This is a genomic window from Streptomyces noursei ATCC 11455 (assembly GCF_001704275.1).
Lineage (GTDB): Bacteria > Actinomycetota > Actinomycetes > Streptomycetales > Streptomycetaceae > Streptomyces > Streptomyces noursei.
On record NZ_CP011533.1, the window covers coordinates 1,166,677 to 1,185,127 of the forward strand.

Here is an 18,451-nt window from a genome sequence, read left to right on the forward strand (position 1 = left end):
AGGACAGTCATGACCGCAGTCAAGGCGCGCAAGCGCACCCGGCGTTCCCTCACCGCGCTGGCCGGCGCGGCGGCCCTCGCCGCCGCCTCGGTCGGCCTGTGGGCCGCCACCGGCGCCACCGCGACCGCGCAGACCACCGGGCTCCCCTCGCCCGACCACGTGGTCGTGGTGATGCTGGAGAACCACGCCTACGGGCAGGTGGTCGGCAGCTCCAGCGCGCCCTACCTGAACTCCCTCAAGGCCGGCGGCGCCGACCTCACCCAGTCGTTCGCCCTCACCCACCCCAGCGAGCCGAACTACTACATGCTCCTCTCGGGCTCCAACCAGGGCCGCACGGACGACAGTTGCGTGCCGGTGGGTTCGATGTCCGCACCCAACCTCGCCTCCGAGCTGCTCGCTGCCGGCCAGACCTGGGCGAGCTACAACGAGGGGCTGCCGAGCCAGGGTTCGACCACCTGCGGCAGCGGGGACTACGCACAGAAGCACAACCCCTGGTTCGGCTTCTCCAACGTGCCGACCGACACCGCCAAGACGATGGACCAGTTCCCGTCCGACTACAGCACCCTGCCGAAGGTCTCCTTCGTCATCCCCGACCTCTGCAACGACATGCACGACTGCTCGGTGGGCACCGGTGACACCTGGATCAAGGACAACCTGAGCGGCTACGCGGAGTGGGCCAAGACCCACAACAGCATGCTGGTCGTCACCTTCGACGAGGACAACCGGCTGTCCGGCAACCGCATACCGACGCTGTTCTACGGCGCGCACGTGGCACCCGGCAGCTCCAGCAGCACCACGTACAACCACTACAACGTCCTGCGCACGCTGGAGGACCTGGCCGGCCTGAGCACCCACGCCGGCAACGCCGCATCGGCGTCCGACGTCACCGGCATCTGGAACTAACGGCCCGTGTACCTCGCGGACTCCCGCAACAGCACCACGCGCACCACCGCCGCCCCGGGCAGCACCCGCCCGGGGCGGCGGCCCGCGGTGCCCGGCACGGTGCTCGCACTCGGCGCGGTCAGCCTGATCACCGATGTCTCCGCGGAGATGATCACCGCGGTGCTGCCGCTGTACGTGGTCACCGCGCTCGGGCTGTCACCGCTCGGCTTCGGCCTGTTGGACGGCATCAACAACGGCGTGGGCGCCCTGGTCCGGCTCGCCGGCGGCCATCTGGCGGACGGCGGCGGGCGCCGGCACAAGGTGGTGGCCGGGATCGGCTACGGCCTGTCGGCGGTGTGCAAGCCGCTGCTGCTGCTCGCCCACGGACTGCCGGCGATCAGCTCCGTGCTGGCCGCGGACCGCGCCGGCAAGGGACTGCGCACCGCGCCCCGGGACGCGATGATCTCGCTGGCCACCCGGCCCGAGCACCGCGGCCGGGCGTTCGGCGTGCACCGCGCCATGGACACCGCCGGCGCGCTCCTCGGACCGCTGACGGCGTTCGCGGTGCTGCGGGTCGCGGTCGACGGCTACGACGCGGTGTTCACGGTGAGCGCGTGCGTGGCGGCGCTGGGCGTGCTGGTGCTGGTGCTCTTCGTCCCGGCCCGACTCGACACCGGGCAGCCGGCGTCCGGACCCGCGCCCGCCCGGCCCGCACTGCGCGACTCGCTGGCCCTGCTGCGCCGCCCCGGACTGCGCCGGCTGACGCTGTGCGCCACGCTGCTCGGCCTCACCACCGTCAGCGACGCCTTCCTCTACCTCCTCCTCCAGCGCGAACTGGGCGTGCCCGCCGACCTGTTCCCGCTGCTGCCGCTGGGCACCGCCGCGGTCTTCCTGCTGCTCGCCGTGCCGCTGGGCGCGCTCGCCGACCGGATCGGGCGCCGCCGGCTCTTCCTGGCCGGGCACACCGTCCTGCTCCTCGCGTACGGACTGGTGCTCTCCCCGCTGCGCGGCCCGGTCACCGTGGGCGCCGTGCTCGTCCTGCACGGGGCCTTCTACGCGGCCACCGACGGGGTGCTGGCCGCCGCCACCGCGGGCGTGGTCCCGACGGAGCACCTGGGCGCCGGACAGGCCCTGGTGGGCACCGGCCAGGCACTGGCCCGCTTCGTCTGCTCGCTGGCGTTCGGCGCGGCCTGGAGCCTGTGGGACGGGCGGGACGCACTGGCGGTCGCGGCCGTCGCGCTCGCCGCCGCCGCGCTGTGCACCGCGCGACTGCTGCGGACCGGCGATCCGTCGGGCGCGGACCGCGACCCCGGCGGCGCCGACCACGACGACCGCCGTACCACCGAGGGAGCGCCCCGATGAACCGGAAGACCCGTCTGGCCGTGCTGCTGTTCGCGGTGGTGCTGCTGGGGACGGTCGGCACCGCGGCGGTACTGCGGGCCGCCGACCGGTCCGCCGTCCGCGACCAACAGCAGGCGGACGGCCCGACCGTCCGCACCGGCGACGTCACACTCCGCCCGTCCACCGCACGGCAGTTGCTGGTGCGCAACCTGGCCTGGGGCCCGCACCGCGACGAGATCGCCACGGTGCCGGCCGGGCACCCCGACGGGCCGCGCACCGCCTCCGGTGTGAAGTGCCTGCGCTTCCACGCCGCCGCCGGCACCGGCATCTGCCTCCAGGCCGAGCGCGGCGCACTGGCGGACACCTACCGGGCGGTGGTGCTCGACGCCCACCTGCGGGTGCGGCACCGCTTCCCGGCACCCGGCATCCCCACCCGGTCCCGGGTCTCCCCCTCCGGCCACCTCGTCGCCTGGACGGTCTTCGTCAGCGGGGACTCGTACGCCGGCACCGCCTTCTCCACCCGCACGGCCATCGCCGACACCCGCACCTGGGCGCTCGACGACAACCTGGAGGAGTACGCGGTCACCAAGGACGGCCGCCCGTACCACGCCTCCGACATCAACATCTGGGGCGTCACCTTCGCCGACGACACCCGCTTCTACGCCACCCTCGCCACCGGCGGCCGGACCTACCTCGTCCGCGGCGACCGCACCGCCCGCACCCTGACCACCCTGCACGAGAACGTCGAGTGCCCCTCGCTCGCCCCCGACGGCACCCGCATCGCGTACAAGAAGCGGGTCCCCGGCGCCTCCCGGGACGCCCCCTGGCGGCTCTACGTCCTGAACCTCGCCACCATGAAGGAGACCGCCACCGCCGAGCACCGCAACATCGACGACCAGGCGCTCTGGTCCGGCGACGACACCCTGGTCTACGCGCTGCCCGGCGACTACGGCTCGGACCTGTGGACGGTCCCGGCCGACGGCTCGGGCACCGCCCGGCGGATGATGACCTCGGCGGTCGCGCCCGCGTACGCCGGCTGACGGAAGGACCGGCTAGCCGCCGCGCCCGGGCCGCCCGCGCGGGGTCCGGGGCAGCGGTTCGCCGGTCTGACCGGTCGCCAGGTCGCGGGCGAGCGAGACCTGGGACATCAGCACCGCGCCCCACAGGACGAGTCCCACGCCCAGCGCTTCGGGAAGCAGCCACCACCCGGCGCGGACCTCTTCGTCGAAGAGCGTGACCCCCAGGGACAGGCTGACCAGCGCGTCGCCGACGGTGAGCACCGGCTGCGAGGCGGTCAACGGGCCGGACTGCATGGCGTTCTCCATCATGAACAGCGCCAGGACGCCGGTCAGCGCGAAGCCGTAGCTCTGCCAGGACGTGAAGAACCGGGCCGGACCGCCGCTCGCCCAGGCATGCGTGGCGTCCTTGAGCAGCGCGGCGGCCAGCGCGTAGCCGACCGCGGTCGCCGCGCCGAAGCAGGCGGCCCGGACGCTGCCGGCCCCGCGCCGCAGTCCCGCGCCGACCGTCACGAAGATCACCGAGCCGCAGGCGATCAGGGCCGGCACCCAGCGGCTCAGCGGGGCGTGGTCGCGCCCGGCCGTGGGCGCGGCGGCGGCCAGCGCCGTGCCCAGCCCGACGACCAGCAGTCCCACACCGGCCCAGCCGCGCCGGGAGATCCGCACCGGCACCGGCCCGCCCAGCAGCACCCGGCCGATGAGCAGCGCCAACGGGAGTTCCAACACGAAGATCGGCTGAACCACCGACAACGGCCCGAACAGCAGCGCCAGCGCCTGGAAGCAGGCGGCCGGCAGCACCATCAACATCCCCGCGAGCCACGCCGCGCGGTGCAACAGGTCGGCGATCAGGCCCAGCCGCAGCCGCCCCGCGACCGGTACGGTGCGCGCCGCGCGGCGCTGCAACACCGTGGACAGCGCGTTGCACGCCGCCGCGAGCACCGCGAACAGGACGGCCGTCCAGATGGCCACGCGCCCACCTTTCCCTCGACCGACGTCCACCCGACGCCCCTCGCCGTCCGGCGTCCACCCGACGCTAACCGCAGCCCACCCGGACCGCCCGCGCGGTCGTACAGGAGGGTCCGCCCCTGTCGTTCGTCCGCGTGACACCCCGGCGCGTCGCTTGGCCACCCGGCGCCCCTCGCGCACGGTGAGACCGTGCGCCGCATCGCTCCCCTCCTCGCCACCGCGCTGGCCGCCGCCTCCCTCGCCGCCGCCGGCTGCACCTCCGCCCCCCACGCCGGCCCGAGCCCCGGCGGCTCGGCCCGACGCACGGTCGCACCCGGCCGGCCCTCGCCGGTGCTGATGCCATGGCCGGTGACGGCGGAAGGACCACCGGGGGCACTGGCCGGCCGGCGCACGATGCCCCGATGGGAGCATGTGACGATCGGCTGACACCCGGCCGACCGTCCCCGAGGAGAGGACCGCCATGACGCCGCACGACCCGCCGCCCCGCGCCTCACACGATGCCGGGGCCGCCCCCGGCGACGCGTTCCATCCCCACTTTCCCGACCCCGGCCCCACCCCCGAGGACGACCGCCGGCCCCTGCGGGCCCGCCTGCACCACATCAGCGCCGACGCGCTGGACGGCGACACCGCACAGACCGGCGGAATGCGACGCTTCGCCGCGATCAGCGGCCACCGGGTCGGCTCGGAACGCCTCTGGATGGGCCAGACCCACGTCGCCCCCGCGACCGCGTCCGCCAACCACCACCACGGCGCCTCGGAAACCGCGATCTACGTCGTCAAGGGACACCCGGAATTCGTCTTCGCCGACGACACCAGCAGCACCCGAGAGGAAGTCCGCCTCCGGACCGCCCCCGGCGACTACATCTTCGTCCCGCCCTACGTGCCCCACCGTGAGGAGAATCCCCACCCCGACGAGGAGGCCGTGGTGGTGATCGCCCGCAGCACGCAGGAGGCGATCGTCGTGAACCTCCCAACGCTTTGATGTGGGCCTCCCACGTTGTCGGCTGCCCCGCCGTGGGGGTTGCTCGTTTTGCGCCTGCGGCGCCGGGCCCGCCTGACGGCGGGGTCTTGCGGTTCCGCTGCGCGGGGCCGATCCGCTGCGCAGGCCCGCCCCCTCCCGTTGAGGGTCATAAAGACGATGAGTGGGAGCTGACGCCGGTGGTCCACTCACCGCCACCACTCCACAACGAACCCGCAGGGGACCACCGGCGCGCACGCACGCTCACCGTTTCCATGACCACCCACGGGAGGGGACGGGTCTGCGGGGTTGGGGTTGTCCGGACGTAAAGCGCAGCAGTCCGGACAACCCCAACCCCGCAGACCCGGCACCGCACCCGAACAGCCCCGCGCAGCGGACGACAATCCGCCGTCAGGCGGGCACCGCAGCGGCACCACCCCGCCGTCAGGCGGGCCCTTCGGGCTCGGCGGCCTACGGCCGCACCCCGTACACCGGCCCCGGCACCTCCGCCTCCGCGAGGAGCCCGCGGGCGGCCGGTCCCACGTCGGACGGGGCCCAACGGGCCCCTCGGTCGGTGGTGGGCCCCGGTCGCCAGCCCTCCATGACGGTGATGCGGCCACCCTCGGCCTCGAAGACCCGGCCGGTGACGCCGGTACTGTCGGCGGAGGCCAGCCAGACGACCAGCGGGGAGACGTTCTCGGGGGCCATGGCGTCGAAGACGCCGTCCGTGGGGGTTGCCATCGTCTCGGCGAAGGTCTGCTCGGTCATCCGGGTGCGGGCCGCCGGGGCGAGGGCGTTGACCTGGACTCCGTAGCGGCCCAGTTCGGCGGCGGCGACGAGGGTCAGGCCGAGGATGCCGGCCTTGGCGGCGGAGTAGTTGCCCTGGCCGACGCTGCCCAGCAGCCCGGCGCCGGAGCTGGTGTTGACGACCCGGGCGTCGGGCGTCCGCCCGGCCTTGGCCTCGGCCCGCCAGTGTGCGGCGGCGTGCTTGAGGGGCAGGAAGTGGCCTTTGAGGTGGACCCGCATCACCGCGTCCCAGTCGTCCTCGTCGAGGTTGACCAGCATCCGGTCGCGCAGGAAGCCGGCGTTGTTCACCAGGGCGTCCAGGCGGCCGAAGGCGTCCAGGGCGGTGGCGACGAGGGAACGGGCGCCGTCGTCGGTGGTGATGTCGTCGGTGTGTGCGACGGCCCGGCCGCCGCGCGCCCGGATCTCCTCGACGACCTGTTGGGCGGGGCCGGTGGAGGTGCCGGCGCCGTCGGCCGCCACCCCGAGGTCGTTGACCACGACGGCCGCTCCCTCGGCGGCCAGGGCGAGCGCGTGGGCGCGGCCCAGGCCCCGGCCGGCCCCGGTGACGGCGGCGACGCGTCCGGTGCAGATTCCGGTCATCTCATGGCTCCTTGGGGTGGTTGGCGGTGGCGGCGTCGAGGAAGGCGGGGCGTTCGCCGCCGCCGTGGACGAGCAGGCTGGCGCCGCTGACGTAGCCGGCGCGGCCGGAGGCGAGGAAGACGCAGGCGTCGCCGATCTCGGCGGGTTCGGCGAGCCGGCCGAGCGGCACGGTCGCGCCGACCGCGGCGATGCCGTCCTCGTCCCCGTAGTGGAGGGCGGTCAGTTCGGTGCGCACCATGCCCAGGACGAGGGTGTTGACCCGGATGTGCGGTGCCCATTCGACGGCCATCGAGCGGGCCAGGTTGTCCAGGCCGGCCTTGGCGGCGCCGTAGGCGGCGGTGCCGGGCGAGGGGCGGGTGCCGCTGACGCTGCCGATCATGATCACCGAGCCGCCGTCCGGTTGCCCGCGCATCACTTCGTACGCGGCGAGCGAGGCGGTCATCGGGGCGACCAGGTTGAGCTCGACGACCCGGGCGTGGCGTTCCGCGGTGGTCTCGCCGAGCAGCCGGTAGGGGGTGCCGCCGGCGTTGTTGACCAGGCAGTCCAGGCGCCCGTGGTCGGCCGCGACGGCCTGCAGGAGTTCCCGGACGTCGTCCGGTTCGCGCAGGTCGACGGGGCGGAAGCGGGCGGTGCGGCCGTCCGCGGCGATCGGGGCGTCGGGGGGTCGCCGGGCGCAGACGACGACCGCCGCGCCGGCCTGGAGGAAGGCGCGGGCGATGCCGGCGCCGACGCCCCGGGTGCCGCCGGTGACGACGGCGACCCGTCCGGTCAGATCGAGGTTCAGGGACAACTGGTACCTCCCGCGGCGGGCGATCCGCTGCTAACTTCGCTACCTAACAAACGCTTGGTGGAAAGGTAGCTGATCTGCTCATGGGTGTCTCCACCTCCGCACCCGACCGCGGCGTCGCGGTCGTCACCGTGGACTTCCCCCCGGTCAACGCCCTCCCCGTACAGGGCTGGTACGACCTCGGCGACGCCGTACGGGCCGCGGGCCGCGACCCCGACGTCCGCTGCGTGGTCCTCACCGCCGCGGGCCGCGGGTTCAACGCCGGCGTCGACATCAAGGAGATGCAGCGGGACACCGCGGCCGGCGGCCACCGGGCACTGATCGGCGCCAACCGCGGCTGCGCCGAGGCGTTCGCCGCGGTCTACGAGTGCGAGGTGCCGGTGGTCGCCGCCGTGCACGGCTTCTGCCTGGGCGGCGGGATCGGACTGGTGGGCAACGCCGACGCGATCGTGGCCAGCGACGACGCCACCTTCGGCCTGCCGGAGCTGGACCGGGGCGCGCTGGGCGCAGCCACCCACCTCGCCCGACTGGTCCCCCAGCACCTGATGCGGGCGCTGTACTACACCTCGCGGACCGCCACCGCGCGGGAACTGCAGGCGCACGGCTCGGTCTGGCAGGTCGTACCGCGTGACGAACTGGCCGATGCGGCACAGGAGTTGGCGCGGGAGATCGCCCGCAAGGACGGCTACCTGCTCCGGCTCGCCAAGGCCGCCATCAACGGCATCGACCCGGTCGACGTGCGCCGCAGCTACCGCTTCGAGCAGGGCTTCACCTTCGAGGCCAACCTCAGCGGGGTGGCGGACCGGGTACGCGACACCTTCGGCACGGAGAACGAGGAGGTCCGGGCGTGACCGACAAGACCATGACCCCCGAGGACGTCGTCGCGCGACTGCGCAGCGGGATGACCCTGGGCATCGGCGGCTGGGGCTCCCGCCGCAAACCGATGGCGCTGGTACGGGCGCTGCTCCGCTCCGACGTCACCGACCTGACCGTGGTCTCCTACGGCGGACCGGACGTGGGGCTGCTGGCCGCCGCCGGGAAGATCCGCAGGCTGGTCACCGCGTTCGTCACCCTCGACTCGATCCCCCTGGAGCCGCACTTCCGGGCGGCCCGCCAGGTGGGCGCCTTCGAGCTGAGCGAGGTCGACGAGGCCATGTTCATGTGGGGGTTGCGGGCCGCGGCCAACCGGCTGCCGTTCCTTCCCGTCCGGGCCGGGCTCGGCTCGGACGTGATGCGAGTCAACCCCGAGCTGAGGACGGTCACTTCGCCGTACGAGGACGGGGAGACCTTCGTCGCGATGCCGGCGCTGCGGATGGACGCCGCGCTGGTCCACGTCAACCGCGCCGACCGGCTCGGCAACGGCCAGTACCTGGGCCCCGACCCGTACTTCGACGACCTGTTCTGCGAGGCGGCGGACAGCGCGTACGTCTCGTGCGAGGAACTGGTGGCTGACTTCGGCACCGCTGCCCCGCAGTCCCTGCTCGTCAAGCGCCATGCGGTCACCGGCGTCGTGGCGACGCCGCACGGCGCGCACTTCACCTCCTGCGTCCCGGACTACGACCGCGACGAGGCGTTCCAGAAGCTCTACGCGACCACGCCCTGGCCGGAGTTCGCCGCGCGGTTCCTGCACGGGGACGAGAAGAGCTACCAGTCCGCCGTCCAGACCTGGCACGAGGAGAACGCATGACCAGTCGCGCCGAATACTGCGTGCTCGCCTGCGCCGACACCTGGCGCGACAACGGCGAGGTACTCGCCAGCCCGATGGGCACCGTGCCCGCCATCGGCGCCCGGCTCGCCAAGCGCACCTTCTCCCCCGACCTGCTGCTCACCGACGGCGAGGCGCTGCTGGTCGGCCTCGACGGGCGGGCCGAGGGCTGGCTGCCCTACCGCCAGCACCTGGCCATGGTCACCGGCGGCAGGCGGCACGTGATGATGGGCGCCAGTCAACTCGACCGGTTCGGCAACCAGAACATCTCCTGCATCGGTGACTGGGAGCGACCCTCCCGGCAGCTCCTCGGCGTCCGCGGCGCACCGGTCAACACCCTGAACAACCCGACGAGTTACTGGGTTCCCAAGCACTCCCGGCGGGTCTTCGTCGAGAAGGTCGACATGGTCTGCGGCGTCGGTTACGACAGCGCGGCCGCCGCCGGCCCCTCCGCCACCCGCTACCACCGCCTCCCCCGGGTGGTCAGCGACCTCGGCGTCTTCGACTTCGCCACCCCGGACCACACCATGCGGCTGGTCTCACTGCACCCGGGCGTCACCGCCGAGGAGGTGCAGGACGCCACCGGTTTCCCGCTGGCGCGCGCCGACGAGGTCCCGTACACCCGTGAACCCACCGCCGAGGAACTGCGGTTGATCCGCGAGGTGATCGATCCGCAGGGGCTCCGGGACCGCGAGGTGCCGGCATGAGCGCCGACGCCGCGTCGGCCACCGGCCACCCCCCGGCCGTCGAGGAACCCCCGGTCATCGCCACCCCGCTGACCGAGCTGACCGGGGTGCGGCATCCGCTCGTGCAGACCGGCATGGGCTGGGTGGCCGGCCCCCGACTGGTGTCCGCCGCGGCCGAGGCCGGCGCGCTGGGCATCCTGGCCTCCGCCACCATGACCCCGGACCAGTTGCGGTCCGCGGTCCGCGAGGTCAGATCCCGTACGGACCGGCCGTTCGGGGTCAATCTGCGGGCCGACGCCGGCGACGCGGCCGAGCGCGTGCGGATCATCGTGGACGAGGGCGTACGGGTCGCCTCCTTCGCACTGGCGCCCTCGCGGGAGCTGATCGCCCGGCTCAAGGACGCCGGGGTGGTGGTCATCCCGTCCATCGGGGCCCGCCGGCACGCCGAGAAGGTCGCGGCCTGGGGCGCCGACGCGGTCGTCGTCCAGGGCGGCGAGGGCGGCGGCCACACCGGGAGCGTCGCCACCACCGTGCTGCTCCCCCAGGTCGTGGACGCGGTGGACATCCCGGTGATCGCCGCGGGCGGCTTCTTCGACGGCCGCGGCCTGGTCGCCGCGCTCGCCTACGGAGCCGCCGGGATCGCCATGGGAACCCGCTTCCTGCTGACCTCGGACAGCACCGTGCCGCCGGCCGTCCAGGAGCACTACCTGGCGGCGGCGGTCACCGACGTCACCGTGACCACCAAGGTGGACGGGCTGCCGCACCGGATGCTGCGCAGCGAGCTGGTCCGGGCGCTGGAACGGTCCGGGCGGGCGTCGGCGCTGCTCACGGCCGTGCGGCATGCCGCCTCGTTCCGCAAGCTGTCCGGGCTGAGTTGGGCCCAGATGGTCCGTGACGGGCTGGCGATGAAGCACGGCAAGGACTTGACGTGGAGTCAGGTCCTGTTGGCGGCCAACACCCCGATGCTGCTGAAGGCATCGATGGTGGACGGCCGCACCGACCTCGGCGTGATGGCCTCCGGGCAGGTCGCCGGGGTGATCGAGGATCTTCCGTCGTGCGCCGAACTGGTCGACCGGATCATGACCGAGGCGCACCGGACGCTGGCGGCCCTGCCCCGCTGACCCCGCCCCGGGTGCGGACCGGTACCGGACCGCACCCGGGTCCCTCCCCCTCCCCTCAGGAGCTGCCGCGTGTTTCCCTCCCGACGACGCGTCACCACCCTACTCTTCGGCTCCGCGCTCACCCTCGGCGGGCTGGCCGGCGGCGGCTGCGGAGCCCCCGCCGACGCCGCCACCGCGCCGCCCGCCCGGCGGAGCGCCCCACCAGCCGACCGCCACGTCCCGCTGCACGGCGCGGTCAACTGCCGTGATCTGGGCGGCTGTCGCACCGAGGACGGTCGGCAGCTGCGCTCCGGCCGACTGTTCCGCTCCGACGCGCTCGCCAAGCTGACCCCGGAGGACGTCACCGCGCTGGGCCGCCTCGGACTGCGCACCGTCATCGACATGCGGGTGGCCTCGGAGATCTCGTTCGACGGCGCGGACCGGCTGCCGACCGGCCTGGCGGTGACGTCGCTGCCGGTCGACGACACCGGGCTGTTCGCCGCGATGCAGGCGGCCATCGCCACCAAGGACCCGGTCGAGCAGCAGCGTCGGCTGGGCGACGGCAAGGCGGAGGCCCTGATGCGCGCCATGTACCCGACGTTCGTCACCAACGCCGCCGACCGCGCCGCCTTCGGCGCCCTGCTCACCCGGATCGCCGACGGCGACCGGTTGCCGCTGCTGTACCACTGCACCTCGGGCAAGGACCGCACCGGCTGGCTGAGCTACCTCCTGCTGCGCCTGCTCGGCGTCCCGCACGCCACCGCCCTGCGGGACTACCTGCTCTCCAACGCCCTGCGCCGCGAGGCCGACGCCGCGGTCCGCGCGCAGCTCAAGCAGGCCGGGCTGATGCAGAACCCGGACTTGCTGATCCCCCTCCAGGAGGTGCGCACCGGCTATCTGGCGACCGGGCTCGACCGGCTGCAACGGGACTACGGCGGCCTCCCCCGCTACCTCAGCGCCGGACTCGGCGTGGACGCCCGCACGGCGGCCCGGATCCGCGCGCAGCTGCTGCACTGATCCGGGCCCGGCCGCCGGTCCCCTGGAGCGCCGGCGGCGCCGAGGTGACGTACCGTCAGATGCGTTCGATGATGGTGACGTTGGCCTGGCCGCCGCCCTCGCACATGGTCTGCAGGCCGAACCGGCCTCCGGTGCGCTCCAGTTCGTTCAGCAGCGTGGTCATCAGCCGGACGCCGGTCGCGCCCAGCGGGTGGCCCAGGGCGATGGCACCGCCGTTGACGTTGACCCGCTCCGGATCGGCGCCGGTCTCCTTCAGCCAGGCCAGCACCACCGGCGCGAACGCCTCGTTGATCTCGACCAGGTCGATGTCGTCGATCGTCATCCCGGCCTTCTTCAGCGCGTGTGCGGTGGCGGGGATCGGCGCGGACAGCATCCGGATCGGGTCCTCGCCGCGCACCGAGAGGTGGTGGATCCGGGCGCGCGGCGTCAGGCCGTGCTCGGCCACCGCCCGCTCGGAGGCCAGCAGCATCGCCGCCGCCCCGTCGGAGACCTGCGAGGAGACCGCGGCGGTCAGCCGACCGCCCTCCACCACCGGCGCCAGCGCGGCCATCTTCTCCAGCGAGGTGTTCCGCCGCGGCCCCTCGTCCGCGGTGACGTCCCCGTAGGCGACGATCTCCCGGTCGAAGCGGCCCTCGTCGATGGCCCGGACCGCCCGCCGGTGGGAGCGGAGCGCGAACTCCTCCATGTCCCGGCGGGAGATGTCCCACTTGGTGGCGATCAGTTCGGCGCCGTGGAACTGGTTGACCGGCTGGTCACCGTAGCGGGCCCGCCAACCCACGGAGCCGGCGAAGGGGCCCTGGGTGAGCCCCAGGGGCTCGGCGGCCTGGCGGCTGGCGAAGGCGATCGGGATCTGCGACATGTTCTGCACCCCGCCCGCCACGACCAGGTCCTGGGTGCCGGAGAGCACCCCCTGTGCGGCGAAGTGCACGGCCTGTTGCGAGGACCCGCACTGCCGGTCGACGGTGACGCCGGGCACCTCCTCCGGCAGCCCGGCGGCCAGCCAGCAGGTCCGGGCGACGTCCCCGGCCTGCGGCCCGACCGTGTCCAGGCAGCCGAAGACGACGTCCTCCACAGCCGCCGGATCGATCCCGGTGCGCTGCATCAGCGCGGTCAGCACATGTGCGCCGAGGTCGGCCGGATGGACGGCGGACAGCCCGCCGCCCTTCTTCCCCACCGGGGTGCGGACGGCATCGACGAGGTACGCCTCGGACATGGTGAACTCCTTGGTCAGATTCTGCGGATGTACCGGTCAGTCCCGCAAGGCGATGCCGTCCAGGACCATCGAGAGGTACTGGCGGGCGATCTCCTCGGGGCCGTGGCGTGCGCCCGGCCGGTACCAGGAGGCGGCGACCCAGACGGTGTCGCGCAGGAAGCGGTAGGCCAGCCGGATGTCGAGGTCGGCGCGGAAGATCCCGTCGGCCACGCCGCGCTCCAGCGTGCCGAGCCAGGCACCGGCGAACCGGCGCCGGGCGTCGGCGAGGTATCCGAAGCGCGGATGCCGGTCGGCCAGGTGCCGGGCCTCCTTCTGGTAGATCGCCACCGCCGCGCGGTGCCGGTCGATCTCCCGGAAGGACTCGGTGACCAGCGCCTCGATGGTCTCCCGCGGCCCCAGGCCGGCCGCCAGCACCGCGTCGTAACCCGCCCACAGCTCGTCCAGGAAGGCGGTGAGGATCTCGTCGACCATCGATTCCTTGGAATCGAAGTGGTAGTAGAGGCTGCCCGCCAGCATCCCGGCCGCGTCCGCGATCTGCCGGACCGTGGTCGCGTTGTATCCCTGCGCGGCGAACACCTCGGCGGCGGTGGCGAGGAGTTCGCCGCGCCGCTCCTCAGGCATGCTGCGAGCTGACCGACACGGTCTCCCCGGTCATGTACGAGGCGTAGTCGCCGGCCAGGAAGACGATCACGTTGGCCACCTCCCAGGGCTCGGCGTAGCGGCCGAACGCCTCCTTCTCGGTCAGCTCGGCCAGCAGCTCGGGGGTGGTGACCTTCACCAGGTGCGGGTGCATGGCCAGGCTGGGCGAGACCGCGTTGACCCGCACGCCGTACTCGGCGGCCTCCATCGCGGCACAGCGGGTCAGTGCCATCACCCCGGCCTTGGCGGCGGCGTAGTGGGCCTGCCCGCGCTGGGCGCGCCAGCCCACCACGGAGGCGTTGTTGACGATCACGCCGCCCGCTCCGGACGCCTTCATCCGGCGCAGCGCGGCCCGGGTGCAGCGGAAGGTGCCGCCCAGCGTGACGTCGATGACCTTCGCCCACTGGTCGTCGGTCATCTCCACGAGGTCGGCGGTGCCGCCGAGCCCGGCGTTGTTGACCACGATGTCGAGCCGGCCGTGCCGCTCCTCGGCGAGCGCGTACAGCGCGGCCACCTGCGCCTCGTCGGTCACGTCGCAGGGCAGCCCGGCGACCCGGTCGGCCCCGAACTCCTCGGCCAGCGCGGCCGCGCTGGCCGCCAGCCGCCGGGCGTGCGCGTCCCCGATGACGATCCGGGCGCCCTCCTCCAGGAACCGACGGGCGGTGGCCCCACCGATCCCCGCCCCCGCGGCGGCGGTGATCACGGCGGTCCGCCCCTTGAGCAGATCGTGACCGGCCACGTACGACGGCGCTGTCATCCCTTCGCCTCCTTCGGCAGGCCGAGCACCCGCTCGGCGCTGATGTTCCGCCAGGCGTTCGGCGAACGCCTCGTGTTCCCGGCCGGGGCCGCCGCGACCGCGCAGGGCCGCGAACTCCCCAGTGAGGTTGGCCCGCAGCCAGTTGCGGATCTCGGTGCGGAAGCTCTCGACGGTGGTGGGGGCCTCGACGCTGCTCATGGCCGTACGTTAACCTACCAAACACTTGTTAGGGAAGGAGGTCGCCGATGACCGCCGGCGAGGAAACGCCCGTGGTGCGCTATGCCCGGCAAGGCCCGGTCGCCACCGTCACGATGAACCGCCCGGACTACCGCAACGCCCAGAACTCCGCGATGACCTACGCCCTGGACCGCGCCTTCTACCGCGCCGCGGACGACGACGAGGTCAAGGTCGTGGTGCTGGCCGGCGAGGGCCGGCACTTCTCCGCGGGACACGACATCGGCAGCCCCGGCCGGGACGCGCATCTCCCCTTCGACCGCAGGGCCGGACTGTGGTGGGACCACTCGGACAAGACCGGAGCGGAGAGCCGCTACGCCCGCGAGTCCGAGGTCTACCTGGGAATGTGCCGCCGCTGGCGGGAGCTGCCCAAACCGGTGATCGCCTCGGTCCAAGGGGCCTGCGTGGCGGGCGGGTTGATGCTCGCCTGGATCTGCGACCTGATCGTCGCCGCCGACGACGCCTTCTTCGCCGACCCGGTCGTGCGGATGGGCATCCCCGGCGTGGAGTACTTCGCCCACCCGTGGGTGATGCCGCCCCGGATCGCCAAGGAGTTCCTCTACACCGGCGACCGGATGCCGGCCGAGCGGGCCTACCAGCTGGGCATGGTCAACCGCGTCGTCCCCCGCGCCGAACTGGCTGACCGTACCCGGGAGTTGGCGGAGCGCGTAGCCGAGATGCCCCGCATGGGCCTGGCACTGACCAAGCGCGCGGTCAACCAGGCGGAGGACCTCCAGGGCCTGCACACCGGCCTGGACTCGGTCTTCGGCCTGCACCACCTCGCACACGCCCACAACGCCGAGACCGCCCCGGACCCGCTCGGCGGCATGGACATCAAGAAGATGAAGGAGGCCGGTTCCTGATGGACCTGGACGCAAGCGACGCCGACGCCGCGTTCCGGGCCGAGGCCCGTGCCTGGCTCGCCGCGCACGTCCCCGCGGCGCCGCTACCGTCGCTGGAGACCCGCGAGGGCTTCGCCGCACACCGCGACTGGGAACGCCGACTCGCCGCGGACCGCTGGTCGGTGGTCTCCTGGCCGGCCGAGCACGGCGGCCGGGACGCCTCCCTCTTCCAATGGCTGATCTTCGAGGAGGAGTACTACGCGGCGGGCGCCCCCGGCCGGGTGAGCCAGAACGGCATCAACCTCCTCGCCCCCACCCTCTTCGAGCACGGCACCCCGGAGCAGCGCGCCCGCGTCCTCGGCCCGATGGCGACCGGCGAGGTCGTCTGGGCCCAGGCGTGGTCCGAGCCGGAGGCCGGCTCGGACCTCGCGTCGCTGCGCTCGACGGCGGTCCGCACCGACGGCGGCTGGCGCTTGCGCGGCCAGAAGACCTGGTCGTCCCGGGCCGCCTTCGCCGACCGCGCGTTCGGCCTGTTCCGCAGCGAACCCGGCACGCCGCGCCCGCACCAGGGCCTGACGTATCTGATGTTCCCGCTGGACGCCCCCGGAGTGACGGTGCGTCCGATCGGCCGGCTGGACGGCAAACCGGCCTTCGCCGAGCTCTTCCTCGACGACGTCTTCGTCCCGGACGCGGACGTCATCGGCGAGCCCGGCCAGGGCTGGCGGGTGGCGATGAGCACCGCCGGCAACGAACGCGGGCTGACCCTGCGCAGCCCCGGCCGCTTCACCGCCGCCGCCGAGCGGCTCACCGCACTGTGGCGGGAGACCGCCGACCCGACCGACACCGCACTGCGCGACCGGGTCGCCGACGCGGTGATCGGCGCCCGCGCCTACCAGCTGTTCACCTACGCCAACGCCTCCCGGCTCGCCGGGGGCGGCTCTCTGGGCGCCGAATCCAGCCTCAACAAGGTCTTCTGGTCGGAGCTGGACATCGCCCTCCACGAGACCGCACTGGACCTGCTCGGGCCCCACGGCGCGCTCGCCGACGACGCCGACGAGGCCCCGGCACACGGCAGTTGGGCGGAGGGCTACACCTTCTCCCTCGCCGGCCCCGTCTACGCCGGCACCAACGAGATCCAACGCAACATCATCGCCGAGCGACTGCTCGGCCTGCCGAAGGAGGCCCGGGGATGACGGAGCGCGGCACGGTCCGGCCGGGGGTCCGGGGGTTGCCCCCGGGACAGCACAGCGCCGAGCGACTGCTCGGCCTGCCGAAGGAGGCCCGGGGATGAGTACCCGTACGCACCGGGGCGGCGCGCGCCGGCCCGGCCTGCCGGAAGGGTGCCGGTGATGCGGTTCCTGCTGACCGATGAGCAGCGGGAGTTCGCCCGTACGCTGGACTCCCTGCTGGGTGCCGCCGGCACCCCGGCCGCCGTCCGCGCCTGGGCGGCCGGGGAGCACAAGCCCGGCCGTGACCTGTGGGCCCGGCTCGCCGAGACCGGGGTGTTCGCCCTCGCGGTCCCCGAGGAGCACGACGGCATGGGCCCGCTCCCCGTCGAACTCGCCGTCACCTTCGTCGAGTTGGGGCGACACGCGGTACCGGGCCCGCTCGTGGAGACCGTCGCCGCGGCGGCCCTCCTGCACCGGCTGGGGGACGCCGACGCGGCGGCCGACTGGCTGCCGCGGATCGCCGCCGGTGAGGCACTCGTCGGCCTGTGCGCGGAGGACGCCCCGTTCGCCCTGGACGCGGACGCCGCCGACACCGTCCTGGTCGTCCGGGACGACACGGTGTGCCGCACCGAGACCCACGGCCCGGTGCAACCCGCCCTCGACCCGGCCCGACGACTCTCCCGCCCGCTGGGCGGCACCGTCCTCGCCCGCGGCCCGGCGGTCACCGCCGCCGCCCGCCACGCCACCGACCTGGCCCGGCTGCTCACCGCCGCCCAGGCCCTGGGCCTGGGCCGGGCCCTGCTGGACGGGACCGTCGACCATGTGAAGCAGCGCACCCAGTTCGGGCGGCCGATCGGCTCCTTCCAGGCGGTCAAGCACCGGCTGGCGGACACCCTGATCGGGCTGGAGTTCGCCCAGCCGCTGGTGCACGCCGCGGCCCTGGCGCTGGCCGCGGAGGACCCGTCGGCCGGCGCGGAGGCCGCGGCGGCGAAGGCGGCGGCCGGCGAGGCGTGTTACGCCGCCGCCCGTACCGCCCTCCAGCTGCACGGCGCGGTCGGCTACACGGACGAGCCGGACCTCTCCCTCTGGATCCGCAAGGCCCGCCCGCTACGGGACGCCTGGGGCACCCCGGCCGCCTGCCGGGCCCGGGTGCTGGCCGGCTAGCCCGGCGGGCCCGGCGGACGACACCGAGGCCGCGGCCCCGCACCTCCGGATCACCTCCGTCGGTACGGGGCCGCGGCGCACCTGCCCCCGGTGAAATCCAGAGCAATTACGTTGTCGCTCAGGTTATTTGACGGATCGTCAAGCTCAATTCCGTCGCCAACCGCCGCCGGTGCTCGGCCGGTGCCCCGAGGAGCTGGGCGCTGCCGTGGGCCCGTTTGAAATAGCGGTGGGCGTCGTGCTCCCAGGTGATGCCGGTCCCGCCGTGCAGCTGGATCATCTCCCCGGCTACCGCCGAGAACGCCTCCGAGCAGGCGGACTTGGCCGCAGCGGCGAACCGGGGCAGGTCCGCCGCGCCCTCGGCGGCGGCGTACGCGGCGCCCAGCGCGATCGACCGGGCCGCCTCCACCTGGACATAGGCGTCGGCCAGCCGGTGCTTGACGGCCTGGAAGGAGCCGATCGGGCGGCCGAACTGGACCCACTCGCGGGCGTGGGCGACGGTGAGTTCCAGGCAGCGTTCGGCCGCCCCGACCTGTTCGGCGGCGAGCGCCACGCTCGCCAGGTCACGCACCCGGGCCAACACCCGGCCGCG

The 18,451-nt window shown here is 73.8% G+C and carries 20 protein-coding genes; 13 read left to right on the plus strand and 7 right to left on the minus strand.

Features of this window, described 5'->3' with window-relative positions:
• The first annotated feature begins 9 nt into the window (after positions 1-9).
• Genes SNOUR_RS04675 through SNOUR_RS04685 form a run of 3 tightly spaced genes read left to right on the plus strand, consistent with a single transcriptional unit; the run spans position 10 to position 3,263 of the window.
• Positions 10-903 (plus strand): alkaline phosphatase family protein, encoded by an 894-nt coding sequence (locus SNOUR_RS04675; RefSeq protein WP_067344106.1) that lies wholly within the window; start codon positions 10-12, stop codon positions 901-903.
• Positions 904-909: 6 nt separating this feature from the next.
• Positions 910-2,244 carry an MFS transporter gene (locus SNOUR_RS04680; RefSeq protein ID WP_067344108.1) on the plus strand — a complete coding sequence of 445 codons (1,335 nt, stop codon included), beginning with the start codon at positions 910-912 and terminating at the stop codon, positions 2,242-2,244.
• Positions 2,241-3,263 carry a TolB family protein gene (locus SNOUR_RS04685; RefSeq protein ID WP_067344109.1) on the plus strand — a complete coding sequence of 341 codons (1,023 nt, stop codon included), beginning with the start codon at positions 2,241-2,243 and terminating at the stop codon, positions 3,261-3,263. The genes SNOUR_RS04680 and SNOUR_RS04685 overlap by 4 nt, the downstream gene beginning before the upstream one ends.
• A 12-nt stretch (positions 3,264-3,275) precedes the next feature.
• Here SNOUR_RS04685 and SNOUR_RS04690 read toward each other — a convergent pair whose 3' ends face one another.
• Positions 3,276-4,208 carry a DMT family transporter gene (locus SNOUR_RS04690; protein WP_067344111.1) on the minus strand — a complete coding sequence of 311 codons (933 nt, stop codon included), beginning with the start codon at positions 4,206-4,208 and terminating at the stop codon, positions 3,276-3,278.
• A 186-nt stretch (positions 4,209-4,394) separates the two neighbouring features.
• Between SNOUR_RS04690 and SNOUR_RS04695 the strand changes: the two genes are divergently transcribed.
• The gene (locus SNOUR_RS04695; RefSeq protein ID WP_067344113.1) at positions 4,395-4,631 is read left to right on the plus strand and encodes a hypothetical protein; all 237 of its coding nucleotides are present in this window, start codon (positions 4,395-4,397) and stop codon (positions 4,629-4,631) included.
• A 34-nt stretch (positions 4,632-4,665) separates the two neighbouring features.
• The gene (locus SNOUR_RS04700; protein WP_067344114.1) at positions 4,666-5,187 is read left to right on the plus strand and encodes a cupin domain-containing protein; all 522 of its coding nucleotides are present in this window, start codon (positions 4,666-4,668) and stop codon (positions 5,185-5,187) included.
• A gap of 447 nt (positions 5,188-5,634) precedes the next feature.
• Here the strand turns inward: SNOUR_RS04700 and SNOUR_RS04705 are convergent, their stop codons facing one another.
• Together SNOUR_RS04705 and SNOUR_RS04710 are read right to left on the minus strand one after the other, a co-directional pair.
• The gene (locus tag SNOUR_RS04705; protein WP_067344116.1) at positions 5,635-6,549 is read right to left on the minus strand and encodes an SDR family oxidoreductase; all 915 of its coding nucleotides are present in this window, start codon (positions 6,547-6,549) and stop codon (positions 5,635-5,637) included.
• Position 6,550: 1 nt separating this feature from the next.
• Positions 6,551-7,339 carry an SDR family oxidoreductase gene (locus SNOUR_RS04710; protein WP_067344117.1) on the minus strand — a complete coding sequence of 263 codons (789 nt, stop codon included), beginning with the start codon at positions 7,337-7,339 and terminating at the stop codon, positions 6,551-6,553.
• A gap of 80 nt (positions 7,340-7,419) precedes the next feature.
• On the opposite strand from SNOUR_RS04710, the gene SNOUR_RS04715 reads away from it, so the two are divergent.
• From SNOUR_RS04715 to SNOUR_RS04735, 5 genes are all read left to right on the plus strand, one after another.
• Positions 7,420-8,187, plus strand: a complete 768-nt coding sequence (locus SNOUR_RS04715) for an enoyl-CoA hydratase family protein (RefSeq protein ID WP_067344119.1) — start codon at positions 7,420-7,422, stop codon at positions 8,185-8,187.
• On the plus strand, positions 8,184-9,023 hold the full coding sequence (locus tag SNOUR_RS04720) for a CoA transferase subunit A (protein WP_067344120.1): 840 nt from the start codon (positions 8,184-8,186) through the stop codon (positions 9,021-9,023). The genes SNOUR_RS04715 and SNOUR_RS04720 overlap by 4 nt, the downstream gene beginning before the upstream one ends.
• Positions 9,020-9,748, plus strand: coding sequence for a CoA-transferase subunit beta (locus SNOUR_RS04725; protein WP_067344122.1), 729 nt, complete (start codon positions 9,020-9,022; stop codon positions 9,746-9,748). Before SNOUR_RS04720 ends, SNOUR_RS04725 begins: the two co-directional genes overlap by 4 nt.
• A complete protein-coding gene (locus SNOUR_RS04730) occupies positions 9,745-10,848 on the plus strand; it encodes an NAD(P)H-dependent flavin oxidoreductase (protein WP_067344123.1) in 1,104 nt (367 codons plus the stop codon). Before SNOUR_RS04725 ends, SNOUR_RS04730 begins: the two co-directional genes overlap by 4 nt.
• Positions 10,849-10,917: 69 nt before the next feature.
• The gene (locus tag SNOUR_RS04735) at positions 10,918-11,844 is read left to right on the plus strand and encodes a tyrosine-protein phosphatase (RefSeq protein ID WP_079142206.1); all 927 of its coding nucleotides are present in this window, start codon (positions 10,918-10,920) and stop codon (positions 11,842-11,844) included.
• Positions 11,845-11,899: 55 nt separating this feature from the next.
• Here SNOUR_RS04735 and SNOUR_RS04740 read toward each other — a convergent pair whose 3' ends face one another.
• The 3 genes from SNOUR_RS04740 to SNOUR_RS04750 are packed head-to-tail and all read right to left on the minus strand — an operon-like array spanning position 11,900 to position 14,453.
• Entirely contained in the window at positions 11,900-13,057 is a 1,158-nt protein-coding gene (locus SNOUR_RS04740; protein ID WP_067344124.1) for an acetyl-CoA C-acetyltransferase, read from the minus strand.
• A gap of 36 nt (positions 13,058-13,093) precedes the next feature.
• Positions 13,094-13,678, minus strand: coding sequence for a TetR/AcrR family transcriptional regulator (locus tag SNOUR_RS04745; RefSeq protein WP_067344125.1), 585 nt, complete (start codon positions 13,676-13,678; stop codon positions 13,094-13,096).
• Positions 13,671-14,453 carry an SDR family oxidoreductase gene (locus tag SNOUR_RS04750; RefSeq protein WP_067357700.1) on the minus strand — a complete coding sequence of 261 codons (783 nt, stop codon included), beginning with the start codon at positions 14,451-14,453 and terminating at the stop codon, positions 13,671-13,673. The genes SNOUR_RS04745 and SNOUR_RS04750 overlap by 8 nt, the downstream gene beginning before the upstream one ends.
• A gap of 245 nt (positions 14,454-14,698) precedes the next feature.
• Here SNOUR_RS04750 and SNOUR_RS04755 point away from each other — a divergent pair, with 245 nt between their 5' ends.
• The 3 genes from SNOUR_RS04755 (at position 14,699) to SNOUR_RS04765 (ending at position 17,862) form a co-directional block, all read left to right on the plus strand.
• On the plus strand, positions 14,699-15,550 hold the full coding sequence (locus SNOUR_RS04755) for an enoyl-CoA hydratase (protein WP_067344127.1): 852 nt from the start codon (positions 14,699-14,701) through the stop codon (positions 15,548-15,550).
• Positions 15,550-16,722, plus strand: a complete 1,173-nt coding sequence (locus SNOUR_RS04760) for an acyl-CoA dehydrogenase family protein (protein ID WP_067344128.1) — start codon at positions 15,550-15,552, stop codon at positions 16,720-16,722. The genes SNOUR_RS04755 and SNOUR_RS04760 overlap by 1 nt, the downstream gene beginning before the upstream one ends.
• A gap of 156 nt (positions 16,723-16,878) precedes the next feature.
• Positions 16,879-17,862: an acyl-CoA dehydrogenase family protein gene (locus SNOUR_RS04765; RefSeq protein WP_067344130.1), complete on the plus strand. Its 984-nt coding sequence runs from the start codon at positions 16,879-16,881 to the stop codon at positions 17,860-17,862.
• A 118-nt stretch (positions 17,863-17,980) separates the two neighbouring features.
• Here SNOUR_RS04765 and SNOUR_RS47995 read toward each other — a convergent pair whose 3' ends face one another.
• Positions 17,981-18,430, minus strand: coding sequence for an acyl-CoA dehydrogenase family protein (locus tag SNOUR_RS47995; RefSeq protein WP_312632003.1), 450 nt, complete (start codon positions 18,428-18,430; stop codon positions 17,981-17,983).
• Positions 18,431-18,451 lie beyond the last annotated feature (21 nt).